The organism is Actinomadura sp. 3N508 (assembly GCF_044326375.1).
In the GTDB taxonomy this organism is placed as follows: Bacteria; Actinomycetota; Actinomycetes; order Streptosporangiales; family Streptosporangiaceae; genus Spirillospora.
The window spans coordinates 416,473-433,941 of record NZ_JBIRAX010000008.1 but is presented as its reverse complement, the minus strand read 5'-3'; the positions used below and the strand labels follow the sequence as shown (position 1 = coordinate 433,941).

16 protein-coding genes and 1 tRNA gene are annotated in these 17,469 nt (G+C 70.4%); 3 read left to right on the top strand and 14 right to left on the bottom strand.

Annotated elements, in window-relative coordinates; genetic code table 11:
- Positions 1-107 precede the first annotated feature (107 nt).
- Positions 108-180: transfer RNA gene (locus ACH34S_RS28460), tRNA-Asn, on the bottom strand.
- A gap of 157 nt (positions 181-337) precedes the next feature.
- Between ACH34S_RS28460 and ACH34S_RS28455 the strand changes: the two genes are divergently transcribed.
- A complete protein-coding gene (locus ACH34S_RS28455; RefSeq protein WP_395955866.1) occupies positions 338-613 on the top strand; it encodes a YtxH domain-containing protein in 276 nt (91 codons plus the stop codon).
- Here ACH34S_RS28455 and ACH34S_RS28450 read toward each other — a convergent pair.
- From ACH34S_RS28450 to ACH34S_RS28405, 10 genes are all read right to left on the bottom strand, one after another.
- Positions 610-1,098 carry a hypothetical protein gene (locus tag ACH34S_RS28450; protein WP_395955865.1) on the bottom strand — a complete coding sequence of 163 codons (489 nt, stop codon included), beginning with the start codon at positions 1,096-1,098 and terminating at the stop codon, positions 610-612. The genes ACH34S_RS28455 and ACH34S_RS28450 overlap by 4 nt on opposite strands.
- A gap of 17 nt (positions 1,099-1,115) precedes the next feature.
- Positions 1,116-2,435, bottom strand: coding sequence for an MGH1-like glycoside hydrolase domain-containing protein (locus tag ACH34S_RS28445; protein WP_395955864.1), 1,320 nt, complete (start codon positions 2,433-2,435; stop codon positions 1,116-1,118).
- 168 nt (positions 2,436-2,603) lie between these two features.
- The gene (locus tag ACH34S_RS28440) at positions 2,604-3,410 is read right to left on the bottom strand and encodes an HAD family hydrolase (protein ID WP_395955863.1); all 807 of its coding nucleotides are present in this window, start codon (positions 3,408-3,410) and stop codon (positions 2,604-2,606) included.
- Positions 3,407-4,519: a cysteine protease StiP family protein gene (locus ACH34S_RS28435; RefSeq protein ID WP_395955862.1), complete on the bottom strand. Its 1,113-nt coding sequence runs from the start codon at positions 4,517-4,519 to the stop codon at positions 3,407-3,409. The genes ACH34S_RS28440 and ACH34S_RS28435 overlap by 4 nt, the downstream gene beginning before the upstream one ends.
- On the bottom strand, positions 4,516-5,868 hold the full coding sequence (locus tag ACH34S_RS28430; RefSeq protein WP_395955861.1) for a phosphoribosyltransferase family protein: 1,353 nt from the start codon (positions 5,866-5,868) through the stop codon (positions 4,516-4,518). The genes ACH34S_RS28435 and ACH34S_RS28430 overlap by 4 nt, the downstream gene beginning before the upstream one ends.
- A 44-nt stretch (positions 5,869-5,912) precedes the next feature.
- Entirely contained in the window at positions 5,913-7,082 is a 1,170-nt protein-coding gene (locus tag ACH34S_RS28425) for an HpcH/HpaI aldolase/citrate lyase family protein (RefSeq protein ID WP_395955860.1), read from the bottom strand.
- A 21-nt stretch (positions 7,083-7,103) separates the two neighbouring features.
- Positions 7,104-7,682 carry a TerD family protein gene (locus ACH34S_RS28420; protein WP_395955859.1) on the bottom strand — a complete coding sequence of 193 codons (579 nt, stop codon included), beginning with the start codon at positions 7,680-7,682 and terminating at the stop codon, positions 7,104-7,106.
- Between the two features lie 81 nt (positions 7,683-7,763).
- On the bottom strand, positions 7,764-8,900 hold the full coding sequence (locus ACH34S_RS28415; protein WP_395955858.1) for a DUF475 domain-containing protein: 1,137 nt from the start codon (positions 8,898-8,900) through the stop codon (positions 7,764-7,766).
- Positions 8,901-9,016: 116 nt separating this feature from the next.
- Entirely contained in the window at positions 9,017-9,595 is a 579-nt protein-coding gene (locus ACH34S_RS28410) for a TerD family protein (RefSeq protein ID WP_395955857.1), read from the bottom strand.
- A gap of 139 nt (positions 9,596-9,734) precedes the next feature.
- The gene (locus ACH34S_RS28405; RefSeq protein ID WP_395955856.1) at positions 9,735-10,310 is read right to left on the bottom strand and encodes a TerD family protein; all 576 of its coding nucleotides are present in this window, start codon (positions 10,308-10,310) and stop codon (positions 9,735-9,737) included.
- Positions 10,311-10,519: 209 nt separating this feature from the next.
- On the opposite strand from ACH34S_RS28405, the gene ACH34S_RS28400 reads away from it, so the two are divergent.
- Positions 10,520-11,767, top strand: coding sequence for a molecular chaperone DnaJ (locus tag ACH34S_RS28400; protein WP_395955855.1), 1,248 nt, complete (start codon positions 10,520-10,522; stop codon positions 11,765-11,767).
- A gap of 22 nt (positions 11,768-11,789) precedes the next feature.
- On the opposite strand, the gene ACH34S_RS28395 is transcribed toward ACH34S_RS28400, so the two are convergent.
- The 3 genes from ACH34S_RS28395 to dnaG form a co-directional block, all read right to left on the bottom strand.
- The gene (locus ACH34S_RS28395; protein ID WP_395955854.1) at positions 11,790-12,260 is read right to left on the bottom strand and encodes a YbjQ family protein; all 471 of its coding nucleotides are present in this window, start codon (positions 12,258-12,260) and stop codon (positions 11,790-11,792) included.
- 339 nt (positions 12,261-12,599) lie between these two features.
- Positions 12,600-13,745, bottom strand: a complete 1,146-nt coding sequence (rpoD, locus tag ACH34S_RS28390) for an RNA polymerase sigma factor RpoD (protein WP_132176093.1) — start codon at positions 13,743-13,745, stop codon at positions 12,600-12,602.
- A 71-nt stretch (positions 13,746-13,816) separates the two neighbouring features.
- Complete coding sequence (dnaG, locus tag ACH34S_RS28385; RefSeq protein WP_395955853.1) at positions 13,817-15,844, bottom strand: DNA primase; 2,028 nt, start codon at positions 15,842-15,844, stop codon at positions 13,817-13,819.
- 279 nt (positions 15,845-16,123) lie between these two features.
- On the opposite strand from dnaG, the gene ACH34S_RS28380 reads away from it, so the two are divergent.
- Complete coding sequence (locus ACH34S_RS28380) at positions 16,124-17,458, top strand: ABC transporter ATP-binding protein (RefSeq protein ID WP_395955852.1); 1,335 nt, start codon at positions 16,124-16,126, stop codon at positions 17,456-17,458.
- Positions 17,459-17,469 lie beyond the last annotated feature (11 nt).

Below are 17,469 nucleotides of genomic sequence, written 5' to 3'. Positions count from 1 at the left end.
CGCGATCAGCGATCGGTAGTCAGGCAGTTGGTCAGGCAGAACGCATTCGAGTCCGTCTCGGCACTCCGAGACGGACTCTGACCTGGCATTACGTGCTCACAGTACAGCTCCCGCGATTGGACTCGAACCAATAACCTGCCGGTTAACAGCCGGCTGCTCTGCCGATTGAGCTACGCGGGATCGTTCGTGTGGCCAGGGCCGTGCGGGCCCTGGCGGCGGGTCTAGGTTAGCGCATGTCCGGGGCTGTTCGCGCACCCGTTATTCGCGCCCTGTCACGGGTGGGTGGCCTGCTGGCGGGTATGGGGGTGGGACGAATCCGCCGTCAGTGGGAGTAAACATGAAAGCTCGCATGATGTTCATGGCAGGCGCCGCGATCGGCTACGTCATGGGGACGAAGGCCGGGCGCGAGCGGTACGAGCAGCTCAAGCGGCTGTCGCAGCAGATGCAGGAGAACCCGAACGTCCAGGAGGCGGCGGGCAAGCTGCGGGCCAAGGGCGAGGAGTTCGCCGGGGCCGCGCGCGGCAAGGCGGGGCAGATGAAGGAACGGGTGCCGCAGCAGGTGCCGGGGCGGCACAAGGCCAGCGAGGATCAGCCGCCGGTCTACCCCGGCTAGAGGCCGGTCTGGCGGCGCAGATCTTCGAGGACCTGTTCGGCCTGGGCGCGTAGGCCCGGGTCGGACGGGTCCAGGCCCGCGTCGAACACGAACGTCCAGCGGACGTCGCCGCCCGTGGAGGGGCGCCGGCCGGCGATGCGCACCTTGCCGCCGCCGGGGAGTACGGCCTGGTGGCTGACCGCGATGGTGGCGGTGACGCGCTCCCGGACCGTTTCCGGTACCGAGCCGGGGTCGGTGAGGCGGACGTGGTGCTCGGTGCGGGATGTTTCCTGGACGTGCAGCCAGCCGTCCTTCCAGGTGGCGTGGTCGACGCGCTCCCAGGGGATGCGCGTGAAACCGCCCTCGGGGGTCGGGAGATGCAGGGCGGTCGTGGACGCGGCGACGTGGGAGCCGCCGCGAGTGGGGGCCGTGGCGAGGACGCGTTCGCCCCGTTCGAGGGTCAGGGCGTCGCGTAGGTCGGCGGGCAGGCCCCGGCGTAGGCGCATGCCGCCACCGTATGCGATCAGGCTGCCTGGGGGGCTCGGCGGGCGGCCAGGAGGTCGAGGACGAGGGCGGCCGACCAGGCGTAGTCGTGGCTGCCGCGTCCGGTGCCGTCGAACGGGTCGAAGAACTCGCGGAAGCCGGACTGGCGGACGAGCCGCATCGTCGAGCCGTAGAGGAGATCGGCGACGACGGGAAGGTCGTGGCCGAGGGCGCCGTACCAGACCAGCCAGTTCGTGCTGATCCAGGTGGGGCCGCGCCAGTAGCCGCTGCGGTCGAACGCCGGGGCCTGGATGTCGCAGGTGGGGATGGGGTATCCGGCGGCGCCTGCGAAGCGGGCCGAGAGGAGGAGGTCGACCAGGTTGCGGACGATCGGGGCGGGCAGGTCCGGGTCGAGGAGCGGGCCGAACGCGCCGATGGTGATGACGGGCAGGAGCCGGTCGTCGCGGAGGTCGCGGGCGCGGAAGCAGCCGGTGTCGGCGTCCCACAGCCGGTCGAGGATCGCGTGGTGGACGCGCCGGGCGCATTCGTGATGCGGGGCGGGGTCCGCGTCGATGATCTCGGCGATCTCGGCCAGGGCGTGGGCCGACGCCAGGTAGATGGCGTTGACCAGGGGATCTTCGACGGCGAACGGGTGCTCGTCGCGGAGGTAGCCGGGGCGGTATCCGGCCTCTCGCATGAGCGCGGCGAGCCACACGTAGCGGTCGTAGTCCTCGCCGGTCGGGAGGGTGTGCGGGCGTTGCGCGGGCGCGTAGGCGGTCGGGGGGAGGTGGAGGGCGCCGAGGGGACGGTCCCAGGCGGGGCTGTTGTCCAGGCCCGACTCCCAGGGGTGGCAGATCGCGATGAGGCCGCTTCCGCTGAGGTCGCGGGCGCCGGCGAGGTAGCGGTGCTGGGCGGTGAGCAGCGGGTAGAGGCGGGCGAGGAACGCCCGGCTGCTGTCGGAGTCGGTGGCGCTTTCGTGCAGGCGGAGTGCGGCCAGGGCGTGCAGCGGTGGCTGTGTCAGGCCGGAGGTGTGGACACCGCGGGGGGCGGACGGCTGCCGTTCGCTGCGCCACAGTTCGGGGCCGGGGAAGAACGCGTGCCGGGCGAGGCTGGTGTTGAACACGATGTGCGGGAGCATCCCGTCGGCCCATTGGCCGCGGAACAGCGTGAGCAGTTCGGCCTCCGCGCGGTCACGGCGGTGGCGGGCGAGGCCCATGCTGATGAACGCGGAGTCCCAGCTCCACTGGTGCGGGTAGAGGCCAGGGGACGCGACGGTGGCCGTCCCGGTCCAGTTCGCGTCGAGCACCCTGGCCGCGGCCTTCCACAGCGCGGTCTCGTCGCCGGTCAGACGGGTGCTCATCTGATCAGGGTGACCTCCTTCTGGCGCAAGGCAGGCTCCTGGTTATGGGACTCCCGAGCCGAGGACTCACCGTGATTGTCACCTCAGAACGCCGCCGCTGCGACCCCTTGGGCGACGTCGCTTGTCAACGGTTCGCGCGTCTTGACCGTGAATATTTACGGTTGCCTGTCATGGGGCCGTCGCGCGTTCCAGGAGCCAGTCGGCGATCTCCTGACCGGCCAGGATGCCGCGGGCCGCGGTGACGGTCGTGACCGGGGACGTCCAGCCGGTGTCGTGCAGTTCGCCGTGCGCCGGGCGGACGGCGGCGTCGGCGGCGTCGAGCAGGTCCAGGTCGAGGAGCGAGTCACCGGCGGCGAGGGTCGTGGACGCGCCCGTCCGGCGGGCGACCTCCGCCGCGGCGGCGGCCTTCGTCAGGCCGGTGGGCAGGCAGTACACCTTGCGGCCTTGCAGGGACGTCCGCCAGCCGCGTTCGGCGCACCAGGCCGTGAGGTCGTCCACCCAGCCGCGCGGGAGGGCTGCGCGGTCTACGACCATGTAGGCGAACAGCTCGGAGGCGATGCGTTGCCTTAGGACGAAGTCGCCGCTTGTGTGGAGGAGGTGCTCCTGGACGGTGCGGAGTGGTGCGCAGCTTTCGGCGATGTGGGTTCTGACGGACGCTGCCCAGTCAGCGTCGTCCACGCCGTCCACGAGCAGGTGGCCGCCGTTCGCGCAGATTGCGTAGGGGGCCGGTTTCTCTAGGAGATGCACGCGGCTGTACTGCTCGCGTGTGCGGGTTGTGGTCGGGACGAACGTCGCGGCCTTCGCCAGGGCCTCAAGTGTGCGGGCGGACGCCTCCGTCATGTAGGACAGCGGGGCGCCCTGGTAGAACTCCACGCACAGTAGGCGCGGCATCGTCTCGTCAGGGCCGTCCAGGGCGAACGCTGCGGTGGAGTAGATGAGCGTACGGTCGAGGTCGGAGCACACCAGGACGGTCACTGGACGGCCCCCTTGCCGAAGCGCGGATGAATGAATCCCATGCAGGCGTAGGGGAAACTGTCTTGGTCGACGTCGATGACAGGTACCCCGCGTTCGGCGGCCAGGAGCCTGATGTGCGCTACCTCGGGGCCTGCGTCTTCTCGGACGAGCACCTTCCACGGAACCCGGCGCAGAAGGACGCGCGTGGTCTCGCCTATGCCCGGCTTGACGAGATTGAGGTCGTCGATGCCGTCGGCCTGGGCGCAGCGGCGGACGGCCTCCCAGCCCGACCAGTCGGGTGCCCGGTCGGCCGCGCGGAGGTGGGGCAGGTCTTTCGCGACGCGTTCGGCGACGTCCGCGAAGCGTGCGCAGATGGTGTCCAGGAACAGTGCGGACACGTCGTCGTCGGCCAGGTCGGCGTAGAACTTCGCGCCGTGGAAGTCGGCGGGGCCGATCAGGTCGTCGTTCAGGACCGTCCTGCTGACCAGGCCGGAGACCGTCGAGTTGAGGCATGCGGACGGGATCAGGTAGTCGTCGCGCGTCCCGTAGAGGGACGTGCAGCGCCCGGGGTCGGCCAGCACCGCCAGGTCGGCGGAGAACGGATGCGAGGCGAGGGCGGCGGTCAGCTCCCGCGTGATGGCGCCCTTGCCCGTCCAGCCGTCCACGAACATCACCGACGCGGGATCGTGGTGCTCGGCGAGGTAGCGCAGCGCCGTCGTGTCGATGCCGCGTCCCCGGACGATGCTGAGGGTGTAGTGCGGGACGTCCAGGTCGTGCGCGAACCGTGCCCAGCGGCGCATCAGGATCCCGACCGGCGTGCCCGCCCGGGCCAGTGACGCCAGGACCGCGTCCGGGCCCCGCTCGGCGAGGATCATCTCCGTGACCAGGCCCGTCGCGTACGCGATGCGCTCCGCCGAGGCTTCCAGCGCCTTGTGGAACAGGCGCCGGTACTCAGGGCCCGGCTGGTATTCCACCGGCAGCGACTCCGCGTAGTGCGCGCGGCCCGCCTGGATGGCCGCCTCACGCTCCTCCGTGGGTGCTTCGAGGTGGACGTGTGAGAGGTCTTTGAGCAGCCATGCGACGTCGTCTGCCGGGTAGCTGCCGAAGGAGGGCCCGTACAGGGGCTTCACACGCTCCCCCTCGCCCTCGCCGGGATGGTCGCTACCAGGGTGGGTGCCAGCGCGCGCAACCGTCGCAGGAGCCCATTGGTGAGCGCGGGGGTGTCGCCGACGTCGTCCACGACGAACACGATCCGGTCGAATCCCTGCTGGTCCGACGCTGGAGAGACGTTGTAGGCGTAGCGCTCCCCTGGGCCGTCTGACGGGTCGTCGTGCGACGGGAAGGCCAGGCGCGTCCTGATGGCGTATCCAGGTTCGTCGACGGCGAGGACAGGCGAGCGTGTGGTCGTCGAGTACCGGACGTCCACGCCGGGGAGGGCGTCAGCGAGCGCCTCGGCCAGCCGTAGCGGCGCGTACATCAGCTCCTCGAACCCCAGCACCAGCACGCGGGAGGCCCCGTCTCCGATGGCGGATGCCATGGAGTCGGACATGCGTGCCAGGTCCTTCTCCAGCCGGTCCCTGTGTTCGGGCAGGAATCCGTGGCGTCCGCCGTCTGGGAGGTCGGCGGGCCATTCCAGAGCGACGCGCGACACCCCGAACGACCCAAGGGTCTCGTCTGGGCGCTGCGTAGCGTGCGTCATGATTTCGGTGACCAGCGCTTGTCCGGCCTTCAGGATTCCCTCCGGGAGCTCGACCTGTCCTGCCGCCAAGGCCACCGCGTCTACGCGAGTGCCAAGCCGGTCGGCGAGGTTCTTCATTCGCTCCCTGTCGGCGGGTCCGCGTAGGTCGACCAGGGCCGCCACCACGTAGCGGCTCCTGGGGTGGACGGCATGCAGCGCCTCGATGGTGTTCAGGACCGTCCGTCCGGTGGACAGCTCGTCGTCTACCAGGACTACTGGCACATCACGGTCTAGGGACGCGGGGTCGGCAGGCAGAAGGAGGTGGCTCGTCGCGTGGCTGTGCTCCTCCTCGAACCCTCCATATGTCGAGAAGCCCATGACCGGGCGGCGAGTGGAGTGCAGGTAGTAGGCGCCGCCCAGGGCGTCCGCTACGGAGTGCCCAAGGGCCGTGGCCGTCTCCGCATAGCCGAGTACGACCGCTTCCACGGGATGCTGCGGCGCCCGCAGGTGGTCACGCAGGTCGGCCGCCGCCCCCGGCGCGCTTCGTAGAGCATCGGCGAGGAAGGGGCCGGGAGGCGGCGGATCGTCGCCGTGCAGGCCCGCGCGCACAAGCTCCCCGAGCAGAAGCCCGGATCCGTACACGAGCCGAGGATCGGTCGGGACGTGCTTGCCCAGCACCGCCGAAACCAGCAGGTGCGCACGCCGCGGGTTGCGCCGCACCGCCAGCCCCACCAGATCTGTAAGGCCCACTCCTGCGGGACGAGCCCCGTCCAGGAGCCGCACACCGAGGCGTGACGCCACCCATGAACCGGCCCAATCGGCCGAAACCCCCGATGATACGGCCGTCATCGGCTGCCCGCCGCTTCCAGCAGCTCGACGAACGTGACGCCCTCCGCCGCCACGCCGAACACGCGGGCGCGCAGCATCAGCCGCTGCGCCCAAGCGCGATGCGGTTTCGCCTCGTTCATCTTGTTGGCGTAGGAGCTGGCCATCGCACCTCCCCCGCTGACGCCCAGGATGTCGGCGGCGTCGCAGTACTCCTCGTGCGTCACCACCGACAGCGCGTGCACGGCCGCCACATGGCTCGGATGGATCACGGTCTTGCCGATGAGGCCGTTCGCCTTGTCCAGATGCACCTCGCGGATCAGGCCGTCCAGGTCGGAGGTGATCAGCCGCTGCCGCAGCGGCGCCGCCCGCTGCGCGTCGAACGGCGACTGGCGCAGCTGCGGCTTGAACATCCGCTCCCCCGCCGCGAAGTACTCCCAGACCGGGCCGGTCACGACGTATCCGGTGCCGTCCGCGCGGCCGAGGATGTTCACCACGTCGCAGATCACGCCCGCGACCGGGCGGATGTCGTAGATCGTCAGGTCGGGCGGGCGGCGCAGCCCGTAGGCCGCCGACATGTCGGTCGCGCCGATCCGGACCGCAAGGATCCGCCGCCGGTGCTTGGCGAGCAGCCGCGCGACGTCGTAGAGCATCTCGGTGCGGGTCTCCGCGTACACCGCCTCCGGGCTCTCGATCACCGGCATCGCGAGCAGCCGCTGGCCCGTCCGGGCGGCGGCGTCCGCCAGCGCGTCGAGGAACGCTCCACCGGCGGCCGCGGTGAACTTCGGCAGCACGAAGCCGCTGACCAGGGCCGCCGCGTCGCCCAGCCGGGCGATCAGGTCGCCGATCTGGCGGGGGTCGCGGACCCGGACGAACAGCAGCGGCACCTCGCCCGCCGCCGTGGCGGCGCGGCCGTGCAGCGTCCGCAGCTGCGCCACCAGGTTCGCCTCGCCGGCCGCGACCTCGTCGTCGGCGATCGCGTCCTCCAGGCACACCACCATGCTCATCACGCCGCGCCGCGCGGCCCGCTCGATGTCGTCGGCGAGGACGGGCCGCGTGGCGGGGCTGTAGAGCGTCGCCCCCAGCGCGACGCCCAGCACCGCCGGGTCGTCGTGCCGGTCGAACGGGCGCGGATGGCGGTAGAACAGATGCTTACGACGCGCGGCGTCGATGTGGTCGAAATGCCGCATGGACGCCCCGTCAGACGCTGGTCACAGGTGCGTCGACACGGCCGGCAGCAGATGCTGGAACGTCCGGCCGGTCGCCGTCGCGCCGATCGCCGTCATCGACCAGCCGTCGCCGTCCCGCGACACCTTCGCCATGATCTGCGCGTTGTGCTGCCCGGCGCCGGTCAGGTCGTAGCGCGCGATCTCCTGCCCGGTGGTCTCGTCCACGATCCGGCAGAACGCGTTCGCGATCTGGGAGAAGTCCTGGCCGGTGAAGGAGTTCACGGTGAACACCAGCTGGGTCACGTTGGCCGGGACGTTCTGCAGGTCGACGTTGATGACCTCGTCGTCGCCCTCCCCCGCGCCGGTGAGGTTGTCGCCGGTGTGCTGGACGGACCCGTCCTTGCTGCGCAGCTGCCGGAACCACACCTGGTCGGCGAGGTTGCCGCTGCCGTCGAACAGCAGGCACGACGCGTCCAGGTCGATGTTGCGGGCCTTGCCCTTCCCGAACAGGCCCTTCTTGGCGACGGCGTCCCAGCCCAGGCCCATCCTGACCCGGGTGAGCGTGCCTCCGCCGGGCTTGGCCAGCGAGACCTTCTGCCCCTTCTGCAGCGAGATGGACATCGTTCGGCTCCCTTGGTGATCGATGTGTGTCGCGATCGATGTGTGTCCCGGGCTGGGGATCTGCCGATGCGGGGTGTCCGGTTACTGGGTCTTGGTGCTGGGCTCCAGCGGCTTCTCGGCGCCGTCGCCGACCGACGGGCCGCCGGCGTCGCCCGCCGCCCCGGCCTCGTCCTCGCCCCGGTTCCGGACGACCGAACTCACGAACGCCGCGATGATCAGCCCGGCGCCGAGCCCGCCGGTGATCCACTCGGGCACGTGGTGGCCGATGCTGACCAGCATGCACACCGCGAGGGCGCCGATCGCCCAGTGCGCGCCGTGCTCCAGGTACACGTACTCGTGCAGGGTGCCCTTCCGGACGAGGAAGACCGTCAGCGACCGGATGTACATGGCGCCGATGCCGAGGCCCAGCGCGATGACGATCGGGTCGGTGCTGATCGCGAACGCGCCGATGACGCCGTCGAAGCTGAACGAGGCGTCCAGCACCTCCAGGTACAGGAACAGGAAGAACCCGGCCTTGCCGGTGGCCAGGGCCAGCGAGCTCGGCCCGGACCGTCCGGCGCCCTCCTCCGAGCCCTCGCCCTCGTCGTCGTCCTCGCCCGCCCCGGAGAACAGCTCGCCGAGCCCGTTGACCAGGATGTAGGTGATCATGCCGAGCACGCCCGAGATCATGACCTCGCCCGGGTCGTCGGCGGCCAGCCACGACACGAACGCCAGCGCACCGCCCGCGACGACCACCGCGAGCTGGTCGAGCTTGCCGATCCGGGCGAGCGGGCGCTCCAGCCACGGCAGCCACTTGTTGGCCCGCTCCTCGAACACGAAGTCCAGGAACAGCATCATCAGGAACATGCCGCCGAACGCCGCGATCATCGGGTAGGCGTCTTCCATCAGCTGGTGGTACCGGTCGGAGTCGTTCAACGCCAGGTCGAACGCCTCGTACGGGTTCAGCTTGGCGGTGACCCCGACGATCAGCAGCGGGAAGATCAGCCGCATGCCGAACACCGCGATCGCGATACCGATCGTCAGGAAGATCTTCTGCCAGAAGGGGCTCATGCGGTCGAGCACCTTGGCGTTGACCACGGCGTTGTCGAACGACAGCGAGATCTCGAGGACGGCCAGCACGGCGACCAGCGCGAGCCCGGCCGGTCCGCCGTACAAGAGGGCGATGAGCAGGCCAGCGACCGTGACGCCGAAGGACCACCCGAAGGTGCGAAGAATCATGCGCGTATTTCTGCTAGGAAAGTCGGCCGGGCGTGGCGGCCGGGGATGCGGGGGCGCCGGGCGATGAGCCGGCGTCGACGCCTCAGCCTACGTTCAGCCTCACCCCACCTTGGCACTCAGCCTACGTTGACACCGAAATCCACGGCGATACCGGCGAGTCCGGAGGCGTACCCCTGGCCGACCGCGCGGAACTTCCACTCGCCGCTGTGGCGGTACAGCTCGCCGAAGACCATGGCCGTCTCGGTGGAGGCGTCCTCGGTGAGGTCGAAGCGCGCGAGCTCGTTGCCGTCGGTCCGGTTGACGATCCGGATGAAGGCGTTGCGGACCTGGCCGAAGCTCTGCTGCCGGTTGTCGGCGTCGTAGATCGACACGGGGAACACGATGCGCTCGCACTCGACCGGGACGCCGTTGAGGTCGACGTTGATGGACTCGTCGTCGCCCTCGCCCTCACCGGTCAGGTTGTCGCCGGTGTGCTCGACGGAGCCGTCCGGGCTCTTCAGGTTGTTGAAGAACACGAAGTGCTGGTCGGACATGACCTTGCCGGTCGAGGCGAGCATCAGCGCGGACGCGTCGAGGTCGAAGTCGGCGCCGGTGGTGGCTCGGACGTCCCAGCCGAGGCCCACGGTGACCGCGGTGAGGTTGGGGGCGGCCTTCGTCAGCGAGACGTTGCCGCCCTTGGCGAGTGAAACCCCCATGTTCGGGCCACTCCCTTCCTGGAGAGTCTGTTCCTGGAGAGTCGGTGTCTATGTGCGTCGTCTATGTGCGTCGTCTATGTGCGTCGTCTATGTGCGTCGTGTCCGTGGGTCCGGTCGGACGATCTTCGCGGAGGGCCGGTCAGAGGTTGACGCCGAAGTCGAGCGCGATCCCGGCGAGGCCGGAGGCGTATCCCTGGCCGACCGCGCGGAACTTCCATTCCGCCCCGGCACGGTACAGCTCGCCGAAGACCATCGCGGTCTCCATCGAGGCGTCCTCGGACAGGTCGTAGCGGGCCATCTCCGTGCCGTCGCTCTGGTTCAGGACGCGGATGTAGGCGTTGCGGACCTGGCCGAAGTTCTGGCTCCGGCTGTCGGCCTCGTAGATCGACACGGCGAAGGCCACCCGCTCGGCCGTCGCCGGCATCGCGCCGAAGTTCACCTTGAGCTGCTCGTCGTCGCCCTCGCCGGCGCCGGTGGTGTTGTCGCCGGTGTGCTCGACCGCGCCGTCCGGCGTCCGGAGGTTGTTGAAGAACACGAAGTGCTGGTCGGTGATGATCTTGCCGGAGCCGTCCAGCACCATCGCGGAGGCGTCCAGGTCGAAGTCGGTTCCGGTCGTGGTGCGCAGGTCCCAGCCAAGACCGACGGTCACCGCGGACAGGCCGGGGGCCTGCTTGGTGAGCGAGACGTTGCCGCCCTTGCTGAGACTGACACCCACGATGGGCCTCCAAGATCGCATGCCGTTGTTTCGGGCGCCGCCCCGGCGCCCAGCCTTTCCGACGTAGGAGCGATGCTATCCGTTCCAGTCGCGGCGGAGCATTAAGCGACGAGTCGTCCAATCCCCCATACACGGGACGGGTCGGGCGCACAAAATCCCGGCTGTCTGCGCCAGACTGGGCAGGGACGGACGAGCGAGGGGAGGAAGCGTTGCGGGGAGCGGGCGACCAGCGCCGCCGTAACCGGGGGGCGCAGGCGGCTTCCGGGGCGATCGAGGCGAGAGAGGCGGCCTCGACCGCCTTCTACGACATGGACCAGGCGCAGAAGTACCTCGACGGCCGCGTCACCGTGTTCGAGGATCTGGACGCCAGGGCCGCCGAGCCCGTCCGGCGGGAGTTCACCGGGCTGGCCGAGTCCGCGGACGCCGCCGCCGTCGCCTACATCTCCGTCCTCGACGCCCACGACGTCGATGACCAGGACCGGACACCCGCCGAGTACGACGCGGCCCGGCGCGCGTTCGTCGCGTCCACCGAGCGGCTCCAGCAGATCACCCGCAACCTGAACGGCTTCGCCGAGCGCCTCGCCCCGAAGATGGCGCGGCTTGAGGCCGCCCTCGACCAGCTCCCGCCCCGCCTGACCGCCGCCCGCGACGCCGTCGCCGCCGCGGACGCCGCCGTGACCGCCGCCGCCCGGGCCGGGATGGACGCCTCCGACCCCGAGGCCGAGCTGGCCAAGGCCAAGGAGATCCTCGCGCAGCTCGGCTCGCAGGGGCTCGGCGGGCTCGGGCTGGACGGGGCGATCCGCAAGGCCGAGGAGGTCCGCGAGATCGCCGAGCGGGCGCGCGAGGCCGCCGCGGAGCTGCCGCAGATGGCGCAGAAGGTCCGCAACTCGCTCGCGTCCGCCCGCACCCGCGTGGACGTCGTCGCGAACCGCGTGGGTCCCGTGAAGGACGCGATGAAGGTGCTGCTCCGCGGCTACTCGCAGTCCTGCTGGGTGGACCTGAAGGGCGCGCCGGAGTCGATCGAGGCCGCCGTCACGCGGGCGCGGGAGCGGCTGAACGAGGCGTCCCAGCACACCTCCCGCGCCGAATGGAAGCAGGCCCAGCAGGCGCTCACCGCCGCCCGCACCGAGCTGAACGCCGCCGACCGCCGCGCCGGGCAGGTCACCGGACGGGTCGAGGAGCTGAAGGCCGTCGAGGCGGACCCGGCCAAGCCGGTGCAGAGCGTCCAGTTCGCCGTGCGGGACGCGCAGCGCCTCGCCATGGCCCAGCCGGGCGGGGCCGCGCCGCAGCACGCCCGGGTGCTCGACTCGCTCGTCGAACGGCTGGAGAACGCGCCGAACCGGCTCACCGGCTCACACCCGGACTACTGGGCCTACCTGCAGGAACTGGAGGCGATCAAGACCGCCGCGGGCGACGTCGTCGCCCGTATCCGCGCGGAACGCGCCGGACAGGGCTGATCGCGAAGATCGAAGGCGCGGGTCAGCGGGGGCGGTCGTGGAGGCCCATCGTGAGGTTGCGGGCGACCATCGGGGGGCCACCGGCCTGCGGGTCGCCGTACGGCGGGGGCTGCTTCTGCTGCTGAGGATGGGGGTGCTGCTGCTGCGGCGCCTGGTCGCGCTGCTGTGCCTGCGCGGGCTCCGCCCAGACCGCCGTCCCGTACGCGCAGACCTCGACGGCGCCGCCGACCACGGCCGTGTCGAAGCGCATGCCGACCACGGTGTTCGCGCCCTTGCGGCGCGCCTCCTCGCCGAGCCGGTCCACCGCCTCGCGGCGGGCGGCGCCGAGCCCGGCCGCGGGCTGCTCCCCCGTAACCCGGAACGTGGCGCTGCTCCCGCCGTGCCCGGGCTGTGGCGCGGCGGCCTGGTCGGACTGCACGGCCGTGCCGAGGACCTCCCCGAGCACGCTCCTGATCTCGTACCCCGCCACGCCATCAGTCGTCACGATCAGCATGCCCACCACGGTAAATCACCGTCAGGACGAAATGCGACGCATTGCCGCAACAGCCGCTCTCAACTCAGCTGTCAGGACGGCGGCCGGCAGACGTTTCCGCGCGTCCGGCAGGCACCGCGAGCCTGCGTCCGGCGGGTACCACGCGCCGGCGTCCGGCGGGTACTCCGCGCCGGGGCCGCGCATGCGACCGCCCTCCCGGCGGTTCGGCCGCCGGGAGGGCGGTCGTCGTGTCGCTCTCTCGGTACCGGCTTCGTTCGTCTTCGTCCGGCTATCGGTTGTGCGGTCCCGGCTTGGCCTGTCCCGTTCCGGCTTCGGGGCGGGCTTCGCCGGTGGCGGGGGTCAGTCCAGGTACTCGCGCAGCATCTGCGCGCGGGACGGGTGGCGCAGCTTCGCCAGGGTCTTCGACTCGATCTGGCGGATCCGCTCCCTCGTCACGCCGAACTCCCTGCCGACCTCCTCCAACGTGCGCGGATGCCCGTCGGTCAGGCCGAAGCGCAGCTGGATGATGCGCTGCTCCCGTTCCGACAGGGTGCCCAGGATGTCCTCCAGTTGGTCCTGGAGAAGGATGAACGCCGCGGCCTCGATCGGCACGACGGCGTCCGCGTCCTCGATGAAGTCGCCCAGATCGGAGTCTTCCTCGCCGATCGGCGACTGGAGCGAGACCGGTTCCTGCGCTATCCGCTGGATCTCCACGACCCGGATGGGCGACAGCCCCATCTCCAGGCCTATCTCCTCGGGGCTGGGTTCACGGCCGAGGTCCTGGTGGAGCTGCCGCTGCACCCGGACCAGCTTGTTGATCGTCTCGACCATGTGCACCGGGATCCGGATCGTTCTGGCCTGGTCGGCGATCGCGCGGGTGATCGCCTGCCGGATCCACCAGGTGGCGTAGGTCGAGAACTTGAACCCCTTGGTGTAGTCGAATTTCTCGACCGCGCGGATCAGTCCGAGATTTCCCTCCTGAATCAGGTCGAGGAACAGCATTCCCCGGCCCACGTAGCGTTTCGCGATCGAGACCACCAGCCGGAGGTTCGCCTCGATCAGTCGTTGCTTCGCCCGCGTGCCCTCGCGGGAGAGCTGTTCGAGGTCGAGCAGTTCGCCGCGGGCGAGGACGGCGGTATGCGCCATCTTCTCCTCGGCGAACAGTCCCGCCTCGATCGATTTCGCGAGTTCTACCTCATCTTCTGCCGTGAGTAGCGGTACGCGACCGATCTCTCTCAGGTAGATCCGAACCAGGTCGCTCGTCGGCGCCCGCTTGCCGAGGTCACCCTCGTCCGCTCGCGCGACGTCCTCGGTCTCCTGCTGAGACTCGAGAACCTCCACCCCCTGCTCTGCGAGCATCCGGACGACCCGTTCCAAGGAGTCGTCCGGCAAGTCCGAGCGATCGAGCGCGGCAGCAACGTCCTCGACGGTCACGCCGCCGCGTTCTCTGCCACGTGCGACGAGGTCCGCCACCTGATCAACCGATGGCGCCTCGCTTGGCAGCACCGAAGGGCCCACCCAGACAGTTTGCGTCAAATGGAGCCAAGATCACAGGACCTATTTTGCGGTCCCTTGACTTACTGTGACCCGAGCCCTCGCTCCCGCAACACCCGTCTCTGCTGCTCAAGAGCGACAAGATCGCCGAAGAGCCGGTGGTACTCCTCGGGAGCCTCGACCGGATTCAGCCGCCCGAGTTTAGATTTCGCGCTGGCGATCATGCTCGTGAGCTGGCGTTCCTGTATTCGGGCCAGCAGTTCCGCGGCATAACGGTCGCCCGAATCTTGGGCGGAGCGCGAAGGCTCGACTCCGAACTTGGTGATCAGGTCTCTGACCTGGTCATCCGGGGCACGCTCCAGGAGAAGAGCGACCCATTCCGCGACGCCGCCCGCCGCGGTCACCCCGCCGGCGGCCGCGATGACGCTGCGGACCGCGGCGTGCGGCGGGGCGATGAACGCCTCCGCCGGGACGTCGTCGAACGCCGGCCCCAGCACCGCCGGGCGCTGGACGGCGAGTTTCAGCAGCTCCCGCTCCCGCTGCACCTCCGGATCGCTGGGATCGAACGCCGGGCGCCCGGCCCCCGCACCGGCGGGCCCGTGGCGCCCGTTCTCGTCGCCGCCATTTTCGACCTGGCCGCCGGCGTCGCGCCCGTTGCCCGCGCGGCCGTTTCCGGCCCGGCCGCTTCCGGCCTCGCCCCGGTGGCTGTCGCCGCCCCTGTTGTTGCCGCCCCTGTTGTTGCCGCTCCTGTTGTTGCCGCTCTGGGCGCGGCCGTGGCGGCGGGCCGCCAGCTCGCGCACGCGCCGCAGCACGAACTGCTCGTCCATGATCCCGAGCCAGCGGTCCAGGTTGACGGCGTACATGTGGCGGCGCGACCGGTCCTTGATGGCGGCGACGACCGGGGCCGCCGCGTCGAGCGCGCTCAGCCGCCCCTCGACGGTGTCGAGGTCGTGCTGCTCGATCGCGCTGCGCACCGCGAACTCGAACAGCGGCAGCCGCGCGGCGACCAGATCGCGGACGGCGGCGTCGCCGTGCCGGATCCGCAGGTCGCACGGGTCGAGCCCGTCGGGCTGAATCGCGACGAACGTCTGCGAGACGAACTTCTGCTCGTCGTCGAACGCGCGCAGCGCCGCCTTCCGCCCGGCCGCGTCGCCGTCGAAGGTGAAGATCACCTCGCCGCGGAACTCGTCCTGGTCCATGAGGAGGCGGCGCAGCACCTTGATGTGCTCGTCGCCGAAGGCCGTCCCGCTGGTCGCGATCGCCGTCGGGACGCCCGCCAGATGGCAGGCCATCACGTCGGTGTAGCCCTCGACCACCACGGCCTGCCGCCGCCGCGCGATCTCCTTCTTCGCGAGGTCGGCCCCGTACAGGACCGAGCCCTTGTGGAAGAGCGGCGACTCGGGGGTGTTCAGGTACTTGGGGCCGTCGTCGTCCTCGTAGAGCCTGCGGGCGCCGAAGCCGATGACGTCGCCGGACAGGTCGCGGATGGGCCACATCAGCCGGCCGCGGAACCGGTCCATCGGGCCGCGCCGCCCTTCCTTGGCGAGGCCGCCGGCGATGATGTCGCGGTCGGTAAAGCCGCGCCCGCGCAGGTGCCGGACCAGGCCCTCCCACTCGCGGGGGGCGAACCCGACGCCGAAGTGCTCGGCGTCGGCGGCCTCGAAGCCGCGTTCGGAGAGGAACGTGCGGCCGATCGCGCCGTCGGCCGAGGCCAGCTGCTCGGCGTAGTACTCGGCGGCCGCCTTGTGCGCCTCGATGAGCCGGGCGCGCTGGCCGCCGTCCTGCCGGGGGCCGCGGCCGCCGCCGTCCTCGTAGCGGAGCTGGATGCCGGCCTGCGCCGCGAGCCGCTCCACCGCCTCGCTGAAGGACAGGTGCTCGATCTCCTGGACGAACTTGATGACGTCGCCGCCCGCCTCGCAGCCGAAGCAGAAGTACAGCCCGCGCGCGGGCGTCACGTTGAACGACGGCGACTTCTCGTCGTGGAAGGGGCAGAGGCCCTTGAGGTTCCCGCCGCCCGCGTTGCGAAGCTGCAGGTACTCACCGATCACGTCGGCGATGGACGATCGCTCCCGGACGAGCGCGATGTCCTCATTGCGAATACGGCCTGCCACGACGAGGAGTCTACGGCGGTGCCCCGACATCCGGCGCCGCACGCCCGATCCCGCGCCGTCCGGACCGCCCGCGGCATACCAGCCGAGCAACTGATACGTACCAGCTATGCTCTGCACGGCCGGAGGCGGAGTTCCTCCCCCGGCGACCGATATCTGAGGGTTCATGGCCGGACTCGGCCGATCAGGCCACAGGTCATACCGGTTTTACTCTGGACAACGCGGACCGTCGCACGATGTGATGACGGACCGGAATTTCATGCTTAACCCCCAGGCGGACCGATGACGGATGTAGTACTCGACGGCGTCGACAAGGTGTACCCAGGTGGGGTGACCGCTGTTCGGAATGTCCGCCTGAAGATCAACGACGGCGAGCTGTTCGTCCTTCTCGGACCGTCCGGCTGCGGCAAGTCCACGATCCTGCGGATGATCGCCGGGCTGGAGGACATCACGAGCGGCGACCTGTGGCTGAACGGGGTGGTCGCCAACGACCTGCAGCCGCGCGATCGGAACGTGGCAATGGTGTTCCAGGAGGGCGCGCTCTACCCGCACCGCACGGTCAAGGGCAACATGATGTTCCCGCTGGAGGTCTCCGGGGACGACCGCGCCGAGGCGCAGGCGAAGGTCCACGAGCTGGCGCGCGCGCTCGGCATCAACTCGATGATCGACCGGCTGCCGCGCACGCTGTCCGGCGGGCAGCGGCAGCGGGCCGCGATCGGGCGGGCGCTGATCCGCGAGCCGTCGCTGTTCCTGATGGACGAGCCGCTGTCCAGCCTCGACGCCGGGCTGCGCACCGAGCTGCGGGTGGAGATCGCCGCGCTCGTGCGCTCCACCGGCACCACCACCGTCTACGTCACCCACGACCAGGTCGAGGCCATGACGATGGCCGACCGGATGGCGGTGCTGCGGGACGGCGTCCTGGAGGACGTCGGCACCCCAGAGCAGATCTACGAGGACCCGGCGACGGTGTTCGTGGCCGCGTTCCTCAGCTCGCCGCCCATCAACCTGCTGCAGGCCACCCTGTGGGCCGTCGAGGGCGAGGGCCTGCTGCTCGACTTCGGCGCGCAGCGGCTGATGCTCCCTTGGAACGACCCAAGGGCGTCCTCGCTGATCAGCCACCACGGCCAGACCGTCACCGTCGGGATCCGCCCGGACACCCTCATGCCCATCGCCCCGGGCGCGCCGGCGGCGGCCGGGACCGTCCTGTCCGGCCAGATCCGCGCGCTGGAGTTCCACGGGCACGAGTGGCTCGCCTACGCCGAGACCGGCATCATCACGGTCGACGCGACCGAGGTGGGACGCCCCGCGGCGCCCGCGTCCTACGAGCCCGAACGGCCCAAGCTGCTCGACCGGGTGCGGACCATGATCGGCAAGCCGGCGCAGACCGAGCCGCCGGTCGAGGAGCACGCCGGCCACCATCGCCGCCGCGCCGACCTGATCTTCCGGATCGGGGCGGGCGAGCGGCCGAACCGCGGCGACCACGTCGCGCTGACCGTGGACTTCGAGCGGGTCCTGTTCTTCGGCGCCGACGGGAAGCGCGTCAACCCCGTCCACCGGACGCCCGCGAAGCCGAAGCCCAGGGAGATCCACTCCCACGAGGGCCCCAGGCGCCCGTGAGTTCCTGAGGT